This window comes from Protofrankia sp. CiP3, from assembly GCF_917627345.1.
Lineage (GTDB): Bacteria > Actinomycetota > Actinomycetes > Frankiales > Frankiaceae > Protofrankia.
In genome coordinates this window covers 1-9,419 of sequence record NZ_CAKJTM010000142.1, presented here as the reverse complement: position 1 = coordinate 9,419, position 9,419 = coordinate 1, and the positions used below count along the sequence as shown (strand labels likewise).

The 9,419-nt window shown below is 73.7% G+C and carries 6 protein-coding genes; 5 read left to right on the top strand and 1 reads right to left on the bottom strand.

The genetic code is table 11. From position 1 onward, the window contains the following. The first annotated feature begins 130 nt into the window (after window positions 1-130). From MJ797_RS24370 to MJ797_RS24350, 4 genes are read left to right on the top strand one after another with little or no spacing between them, the layout of a single operon-like run. Window positions 131-1,612, top strand: coding sequence for an SCO6880 family protein (locus MJ797_RS24370; RefSeq protein ID WP_239341663.1), 1,482 nt, complete (start codon window positions 131-133; stop codon window positions 1,610-1,612). A gap of 15 nt (window positions 1,613-1,627) precedes the next feature. Continuing rightward, window positions 1,628-3,130: a hypothetical protein gene (locus MJ797_RS24365; RefSeq protein WP_239341661.1), complete on the top strand. Its 1,503-nt coding sequence runs from the start codon at window positions 1,628-1,630 to the stop codon at window positions 3,128-3,130. Next, a complete protein-coding gene (locus MJ797_RS24355) occupies window positions 3,127-4,956 on the top strand; it encodes a type IV secretory system conjugative DNA transfer family protein (RefSeq protein WP_255739456.1) in 1,830 nt (609 codons plus the stop codon). Before MJ797_RS24365 ends, MJ797_RS24355 begins: the two co-directional genes overlap by 4 nt. Then, entirely contained in the window at window positions 4,953-5,471 is a 519-nt protein-coding gene (locus MJ797_RS24350; protein WP_239341654.1) for a DUF4913 domain-containing protein, read from the top strand. The genes MJ797_RS24355 and MJ797_RS24350 overlap by 4 nt, the downstream gene beginning before the upstream one ends. Window positions 5,472-5,682: 211 nt before the next feature. Here the strand turns inward: MJ797_RS24350 and MJ797_RS27655 are convergent, their stop codons facing one another. Next, a complete protein-coding gene (locus MJ797_RS27655) occupies window positions 5,683-5,985 on the bottom strand; it encodes an abortive infection family protein (protein WP_374582919.1) in 303 nt (100 codons plus the stop codon). A gap of 55 nt (window positions 5,986-6,040) precedes the next feature. On the opposite strand from MJ797_RS27655, the gene MJ797_RS24345 reads away from it, so the two are divergent. Then, on the top strand, window positions 6,041-9,419 hold a 3,379-nt coding region (locus MJ797_RS24345), incomplete at its 3' end, for a TIR domain-containing protein (protein WP_239341651.1).

The window sequence follows — 9,419 nt, the reverse complement described above, 5'->3', positions numbered from 1 at the left end:
GTCCGGCGGGCATGGCGGCCGCCGCGGCCGGGCAGGCCGCCGCCGGCGCGGCCCGGGCGGCCGGGAACGCTATGACTGGGCAGGAACCCTCGACCGAGGGCGGGACACCGCCGGCCGGGGGTGGCCGGCCGTGAGCGAGAACGAGCCGCGGATCCGTACCTACGGAGGGTGGCGACGCAGCCAGCAGGTCGGCCTGTTCGGCCTGTCATCCGCGCAGACCCTAGGCCTGCTGGCCACTCTCGCCCTGCTGATGGGCGTGGCGGCGTTCTCCCCGCTGGCTGCCGGGATCCTGCTGCTGCCCGCCGCCGTGGCCGGCGGGGGGATGTGGGCGCGGTGGGACGGCATCCCGCTGGTCCACCTGCTCGTCCAGCAGGCCCGCTGGGCGGCGGCGCGCCGCGCCGGCTACGACCGGCTCGACGCCGACCTCGCGGTCGAACATCCCCAGGCGTGGACCCTGCCCGGGGTCCTGGCGCCCACCACGCTGGTGTCCGCCGACGACGGTGCCGGCGCAGACTACGGGCTGGTGTGGGATCGCCGCAGCGGGCTGGTGACCGCCACCCTGGCCGTGGCCCCGGCCTCGACCTGGCTGGCTGACCCCGCCGACGCCGACGGCTGGGTGGCCAACTGGGGTGGCTGGCTGGCCGGTCTCGGTTACCTTCCCGCGATCCGCTGGGTCACGGTCACCGTCACCACCGCACCCGACCCCGGCTCCACCCTGGCTGACAGCGTTGCCGCCCGCCTCGCCGCGGACGCCCCGCCGCTGGCACGGGACCTGATGGACGAGCTCGTCGCGGCCGCGCCGGCCGCGGCCGCCGACGTCGACACCTACGTGTCACTCACCTTTGATCCACGGCTGGCGCCGTCCCGGCCAGCGGATCTACCCGCGGCCGCGGCCGAGTTCGGCCACACCCTGACCGGCCTGGAGTCCTCCCTCGGTACCTGCGGGGTGGCCGTCCTTGGCCGGGCCAGCGCGGCGATGATCGCCGGGGTGGTACGCACCGCCTACGATCCACACGCCCGCGGAGAGATCAACCGGATGCTCGCCAGCGACAACCCGGAACTGCTGAACTGGGTGGAGGCCGGCCCGGTCACCGCCGTGGAGTCCCGCGGCCAGTACGACCACGACGGGGCATATTCGGTGTCGTGGTCGTGGCGGGAGGCTCCCCGCCAGCAGGTCCCCGCGCACGTGCTGGCCCGGCTGATCGCCCCGGGCCGATGGCCACGACGGGTTACCCTGCTCTACCGGCCGCTGTCCGCCGGGGACGCCGCCCGCGTGTTGGAACGGGAAGTCACTGCCGCCTCGTTCCGGGCGACCTACCGAGCCCAGACCGGCCGGGACGCCACCGCCCGGGACACCGCCGACGCCCAGCGCGCCCACCGCGCCGCCGCGGAGGAAGCCCTCGGCGGCGGCGTCACCCTGATCTCCCTGTACGTGACCACGACGGTGCTCGAGGCGTCCGAGCTGCCGCTGGCGGTCGCGGACGTGCAGTCCCGCGCCGACGAGTCCAAGATCAGAATGAGGCGGATGTACGGCAGTCAGGCCGCCGGGTTCGCCACCACCCTGCCGTGCGGGATCTGCCCGCCGGTGCTGTCCCGCCGCTGGCCCCACTGACCCCAGGAGATCGGGATGTCGCCGCGTCACGCCCCCCGGAAGCAGACCTTCCTCGCGCCGCCCTCGCCAGCCCCCGGTACCGTGGTCACCGCGGCGGATGCCGGCCCGGTCGCTCCGGCCTGGGGGTGGAAAACCCCCGGCGCGGGCCGCGCCGCCCACGTCGAACAGAGCATCGAGTACCAGGGCACCACCGTGCAGATCTGCGGGCTGTACCCGTTCGTCGCCGGCGGCGGCTCCCCAGCCCTCGGCGTCCCGATCGGCCGGCACCTGCTGTGGGGAGAGGTCGTCTGCCTCGATCCGCTGCTGTGGGCGGACGCCGGCCTGGTCACCAACCCGGGCATGTTCCTGCTCGGCCAGCCCGGCACCGGCAAGACCGCCCTGGCCCACCGGCTGATCACCGGTATGGCTGCGTTCGGCACCCGCACCCTGATCCTCGGGGACACCAAACCGGACTACACCCGGCATGTGGAGGCCCTGGGCGGGCAGGTCATCCGCGTCGGCCGCGGCCTGGACCGGATCAACCCGCTGGACGCCGGCCCGCTCGGGCAGGCATGGGACCGCCTGCCCGCCGAGCAGGCCGCCGCCCTGCGCTGGGAGGTCCGCGGCCGCCGGCTGTCCCTGCTGCTCGCCCTGGCCTCCCTGGTGCGCGGCAGCCGCATCGGCAACGCCGAAGAGGTCATCCTGGGCCGGGCCGTCGACCTCCTCGAGGACCGTCACCGCGGCCGGGCCGCCCCGACCGTGCCCGACGTCCTGCATGTGATCGAATCCGGGCCGGACGAGCTGCGCGCCGCCGCCCGCGCCCCCAGCCCGCAGGCATACGCCGCCCGCGTCGACGACCTCGTTCCGACGTTGGCGTTGTTGACCGAGGGGTCGCTGGCCGGGGTGTTCGACGGGCCTACCACCACCCCCATCGACCTCGATGCCCCCGCCGTCTCCGTGGACATCTCCCGGGTCGGCGCGGCCGGGGACACCCTGCTGTCCGCCGCGCTGCTGTGCACCTGGGCCTACGGGTTCGGGGTCGTTGACGCCGCGGCCGCCCTCGCCGATGTGCACCTGGCCCCCCGCCGCCACCACCTGGCGGTCATGGACGAGCTGTGGCGGGCGCTGCGCGGCGCGCCCGGGCTGGTGGAGCACGCCGATGCCCTGACCCGCCTCAACCGCGCCAAAGGGATCGCGTCGCTGATGGTGACCCATTCGCTGGCCGACCTGGACGCGCTGCCAACGGAGGAAGACCGGGCCAAGGCGCGCGGGTTCGTGGACCGGGCCGCGATCCTGATCTGCGCGGGGCTGCCGCCCCGCGAACTCGACCGGGTCCATCAGATCACGCCGCTGACCGCGCCGGAACGCGCGATGGTCGCCTCCTGGTCAGCGCCGGATTCCTGGCAGCCCGGTGTCCGCCACCCCGGCCGCGGCAAATATCTGATCAAAACCGGGGGGCGGCTGGGTATCCCCGTCCAGATGACCCTGCGACCGGCGGAGCTGGACCTGTACGACTCCGATCAGGCGATCCGCCGGTGAGCGGCCCCCACGGCCCCCGCGGCAGCCAGTTCCTCGCCCCCTGGCTCGCCATCGGCGTGTTGTGGACGCTGGTCGCCGCCGGCTGGCTGATCTGGGCCGCGGCCCGTCTGGCCGCCGCCCTCGGCGGCGGGCACGTGCCCGGCTTCGGCGGCCGGTTCCTCGCCGCGCTGGCCACCGCCGACACGACCACCGCCTGGCCGGGTGTGCCCGCCGGCTGGCTGGCCACCACCATCACCCTCACCGCAGCCCTCACCGCCGCCGCCGGGGCCGGCGTGGTCCTGGCCGTGCGGCGGCTGCGGCCCCGCCGACAGCCCGGCGGCTGGGCGCTGGCCGGCCCCTCCCTCGCCGACGACCACGACCTGGCGGCCCTCACCCCCGCCGGTGCGGCCGCCCGCGCCCGCGCGCTGCGCCCGTCCCTGGCCCCGCTGCCCCGCCTGTCCGAAACGGACCGGGGCTGGCCGATCGGGGACCTGACCCCCGGCGGCACCCCGCTGTACGGATCGGACGAGGACGTCGCGGTCGCGGTCATGGCCCCCCGCGCCGGTAAGACCACCGCGCTGGCGGTCCCGGTCATCCTCGACGCCCCCGGCGCGGTCGTCGCCACCGCGAACAAGGCCGATCTGTGGGCGACCACCGCCGCCCTGCGGGCAGCGAACGGCACGGTGTGGGTGTTCGATCCCCAGCAGATCGCCTACACTCCGCCAATCTGGTGGTGGAACCCCCTGGCGGCTGTGCGCGGGGTGGAGGACGCCGACCGGCTCGCCTCCCACTTCCTCCAGGAGATCCGCGGCGGGCAGGCATCCCGGGACTTCTGGGCCGCGGCCGCCGGGGACCTGCTCGCCAGCCTGCTGCTGGCCGCCGCCACCAACGACCGCAGCCTGATCGACGTCTACGAATGGCTCAACGACTCCGCCAGCCCCCGGCCCGCCGACCTCCTCGACGACCACGGCTACCGGGCGGTGGCCGCCGGCCTGCGCGGCCGCCAGGCCGGCGCCCCGGAAACCCGCGAAGGTGTGTACGAAACCGCCCGGGCCGCCGCCCGCTGCCTACGCAACGACCAGATCCTGACCTGGGTCACCCCACCCGCCGACCACAACGCAGAAAGCGGACAAAGGGCGCTGCTCGACGTCGACCGTTTCGCCGCCAGCAGCGACACGTTGTACCTGCTGTCCAAGGACGACGAAGGTGCCGCCAGTCCGCTGGTCGCCGCGTTCGTCGACCAGGTCATGCGTGCCGCGGTCCGCCGCGCCGAAGCCGCCGGCGGCCGCCTCGACCCCCCCATGCGGATCATGCTGGATGAGGCCGCGAACATCTGCAAGATCGCCGACCTGCCCCGGTTGTACTCCCACCTGGGCTCCCGCGGCCTGGTCACCATCACGATCCTGCAGTCCTACCGGCAAGGCGTCGGAGTATGGGGAGAACAGGGCATGGACGCCCTGTGGTCCGCCGCCACCATCAAACTCGTCGGCGCCGGCATCGACGACCCCCGCCACGCCGAGGACCTCTCCCGGCTCGTCGGCGACCACGACATCGAAATCTCCTCGGTGTCCCACAGCCGCGGCGGCCCGTCCACACAGGTCTCGCTGCGCCGCCAGCGGATCCTGGAGGCCGCCGACATCCGCGCCATGCCCAAGGGCACCGCACTGCTACTCGCCACCGGCATCCGCGCGGCCGCGGTCCGGCTACGCCCCTGGTACACCGGCCCACACACCACCGCGATCACCGCCGCGTCCACACAGGCCATGGCCACCCTCACCGCCCACGCCACCCCCACGCCCACCGCCGTGTCCAGGACCAGCCCACAGAAAGGAACGGAAACATCATGACCAGCCCCACCACCGCCGTTGATCTGACCGGCGCGCTGGCGGACCTGGCCGCCCGCCTCAGCTCCCTGGAAACCCTGCTGCTCGATCTCGACGCCCGCACCACCGCCATGGACCCGGCTGCCACCGTCCCGACAGCCGGCGCCAGCGACCACGAGGAGCCCCTGGAACCGGCGTTCACCAGCGTCACTGACTGGGTCGAGCAGTACCTGCGGGTGGCCTACCCCCGCTCAACCGGCGGGGAGTTCCGCTGGTGCGCCCAATGGTGGGACCACACCGAAGCCGTCATCCGCCTCGAAGCACTCTGGCGGGCCTGGGAACACGCCCGCACCGACCCCAACACCGGCATCGCCACCTGGCACGTGTCCTACCTCGACCCGCAACTCGCAGTGCTGTGCGGGCCCTCCGGGCCGTTCCGCGCCTGCCGCCCTGACCGTCACGAACCCGACCGGCCCCTACCCGTCACCCCGGTCCCACCCGGCCACTTCGACCCCGCGGTAGGAGGCGAGGACGACTGACAGGGACTTCTGGCGACAACCGTCATGAACCGAGGGGACCTTGTCCCGCCGACCGGGCGTGGCGCCTTCGCCGGCTGGCCGGCCCACAGCGCTACCGGCCGGGACAGACCGACAGGACCGTCCCGGCCGCCTATCGCCCCCGACGCAGGGGCGGAGTCGGCGGCACCGGGGTGTTGGTAAGAAACGTGTCACCAGGGCCAAACGGCGATGATCAATGGTTCTTGTGCCAGGGGGCGTTGGGGTCGGCGAGGGTGTCGAGAACGATCTGGCACCAGGTGAGGGCGGCGTTCACCGCAAGGTGGGCGTGACGGGCACCCAGACCTGCGCGGGTGGCGGTGGGGCCATGGCCAGTGCCGCCGGTTCGGCGACTACGTGCTCGACCTGTCCCCGCCCGGCGCCGTCGCCGCGACTCGTCTCGACCTCGACGACGACTCCGACCCCACTTCCCCGCGCACCGCCGGGTGGGACAGGCCCCCTGCCGCGCCGGTTCGGATGGTCGGACGGGTGCCGACAGCGACGATCAGTGGGCGTAGGATGCCGGCATCGGCTGGTCACAGACGGGGGTGGCGATGGCGGACAGCTTTGATGTGTTCGTCTCCTACGGGCACACCGACCAGATCTGGGTGCGGGCGCTGGCGGAGAATCTGGAACGCGCCGGCCTGCACGTGTTTTACGACGAGTGGGAAATTCTGGCCGGGGATGTGCTTGTCCACCGGCTGGACGCCGGCATCCGCGATTCGACGTCCGGGATCCTGGTGGTCAGCCCGCAGTCGCTGTCCCGGCCGTGGGTGGCCGCGGAGTACGCGGCGATGCTGACCCGGGCGGTCGAGGGCCGCCAACGGCTCATTCCCGTGCTCCTCGACGACGCCGACCTGCCGCCGTTCCTCGCCGCCCGGGTGTGGGTCGATTTCCGCCGGGCCCACGACTCCGTCACCTACACCGCCCGGGTCGGCGATCTGGTCGCCGCGTTGCACGGCCGGCGGCCGTGCCGCCCGGCCGCGGACGGGACCGTCCGCCCGCCGCCGGGGCTGGCCTTCCACGCCGAAACCATCCGGAGCGCAACCCTGCGGATCGGCACCGGTCTGGTGACCCTGACCGCCCCCGGGGTCGAGGAGCCGGTGGCCGGCCGGCCGGCCGGGTTGGACTGGCCCGCCAGCCAGGTGCTGCGGGAACTGGAACGGATCCGTACCCACCGGTCGGCCGCCACGCTGCACAAGGCGGCGGCCGGCAGTAGCGGGGCCGCGGTCGATCCGGTCGATGGCGCGTTGCGGGCGGTGGGGCGGATGCTCGGCCAGCGGTTCCTGCCCGCCGCGGTGGCGACCGGCCTGGCCGGCGAGGTCGACGCGGCGGTGGCCGGTGGGGTGCCGCTGCGCCTGGCCCTCGAGATCGCCGACGACCAGGGCGGCGGGTTGGCGGACCTGCCCTGGGAGACGGTGACCCTGCCCGGGCAGACGCGGCCGCTGGTGTTGCACCCGTCGGTGTGGCTGCATCGGACGGTCACGGGCCTGGGGCCGACCCCGGCGATGGGCATTGCTGGGCCGCTGCGGATCCTCGCGGTGATCGCGAGTCCGGAACGCGGCGGCGGGGTGTTGTTGGACTATGAGGCCGAGCTGGCCCGGATCCTGGATGCGGTCGAGCCGGCCCGCCGTAACGGCGCGGCGTATGTGCGGATCCTCAACGGGGGCAGCCGGAGCGCGATCCGGACGGCGCTGCAGCAGGAGCGGTTCCACATCCTGCACATCTCGTGTCACGCCCGTCCCGGCCACCTCGTCCTGGAAACCAACGACGGTGACGCCGACCCGATCGATACCGAGGCGTTCGCCGAACAGGTGCTGGTGCCCAAGCGGGGGGTACCGCTGGTCGTGCTCGCGGGCTGCTCCACCGCCCTGACCAGCCCGACATCCCACCCGAACCGCAGACCCGGCGACGACACCGAGGCGCAGGGGAACGCCGGCGGGGGTGGGGCGGACCTGCTGCCCGGGCTGGCCCGCGGGCTGCTCGCGCATGGTGTGCCGGCGGTGCTGGCGATGACCGCGCCGGTCAGCGACCTGTATGCCACCGACCTGGTGTCCCGGTTGTATCGGGAGCTGTCCGGCCGGGCGGACCCGGACCCGCTGGCCGCCCTAGCCGACGCCCGTCAGGCCGTCGAAGGCGAACGGGTGGATCTGCCGCCGTCGGACCGCCGCGCCGGGTTGGCGGAGTGGGCGACCCCGGCGTTGTTCCTGCGCGGCCCGTCCCTCCCGCTGTACGACCCGACTGCCGCCTTCGAGACCATCGTCGAACCGGCCGAGCCGACGCTGGCCGGCGGGATCACGGTCCGCCGGGTCGGCGAGTTCGTCGGTCGCCGCAGCGAACTGCGCGCCCTGACCCGCGCCCTGCGCGGTGCGACGGCCGGGGTGGTCCTGCACGGTCTGGGTGGGGTAGGCAAGTCCACGTTGGCCGCGGAACTCGTCGCCGCCCTCGGTGAGCAGGCGGGGCTGGTGGTGTCGTTGTCCGGCCCGGTCGCCGTCGACCAGATCCTGACCACCATCGCCGCCGAACTGGCGGACTGGTGCTTCGCCCGCAACATAGACGAGGCTGATGTTCGCCACCGGCTCATCGATGTCCTGCGCTCCGGACAGACCCCGTGGAGGCAGCGACTTGACCGACTCGCCCAGCATCTCCTGCCCGCCGTGGCGGTCACCTTGCTGCTGGACAACGCCGAAGACACCCTCACCCCGGCCGGCACCGCAGCCGGGCACACCTTCCTCGACGACCAGCTCGCCGCGTTCCTCGGAGCCTGGACGGGCCTACCCGGCCGGGCGAAGCTTCTGGTCACCAGCCGTTTCCCGCTGCCGGTCGACCGGACCACCGCCCGCCGGCTGCACCACCATCACCTCGGCCCCTTGTCGGTCCCCGAAGCCCGCAAACTGCTGTGGCGTCTCCCGCAGCTCGACGCCCTCAGCCCGGCCGAGCAGGCCCGGGCGATCGCCGACGTCGGCGGTCACCCCCGCACCCTGGAATACCTCGACGCCCTGCTCGCCGGCGGCCAGGCCCGCTTCGACGACATCGCCGACAAACTCGAAGCCGCCCTGGCCGCCCGCGGTATCGACGACCCGGCCGCCTGGTACACCGGTGTGGCCGGCGACCTGGACCGGGCGCTCGCCGAAACCGTCACCCTCGCCGTCGACGACATCGTCCTCGATAGTCTGCTTGCGCGCCTCGACCCGATCCCACACGCCCGCCGGCTACTCGCCGGCGCCGCCGTCTACCGGCTACTCGTCGACACCGCGGGCCTGGCCTGGCAGATCTCCCCCACCATCCCACCACCCGCCATCGACCCCGACCGAAACAACCAGCTCGACGAGATCAACCGGCTCCTTGGTGAGGCCCAGGCCCGTGGCGCCACCACCCTCGCCGAGGCCGGTCTGACCGCCGCCCAGGCCGAGGCGTACCGAAACTACGTGGAAGAGCTGCGGCGGCCGCCGCTGGACGTGCCCGCCGGCTTCGAGGCCGCGGTCACAGTCCTGCTCGGCCTCGGCCTGCTCACCCCCACCACCGGACCGGACGGCGACGAGACCGGCTTCACCGTGCACCGCTGGACCGCCACCGCCATCCTCGCCCGCACCAGCCCCGACCAGGCCGTCGACGCCCACCGCCGTGCCGCCGCCTACTGGCAATGGCGTGTCGACGTCTGGCCCCAAGACCGGCTCGCTGACGTCACCCAGCTCCTCGAAGCCGGCCACCACCAGCTGCAAGCCGGCGACCACGACGGCCTGGACGCGACCACCGGCGCTGCCTGCCAGCAGCTGCACACCTGGGGATCCTGGGACTGGGAAGAACAAACCTGCCGCTACACCCTGACCCGCCTGCCCCCCACCAGCCGGCTCGCCGCCGCCTTCACCCACCGGCTCGGCATGATCGCCCAGGCGCGGGGGGATTATGCGGCGGCCGAGGACCGCTACCGCC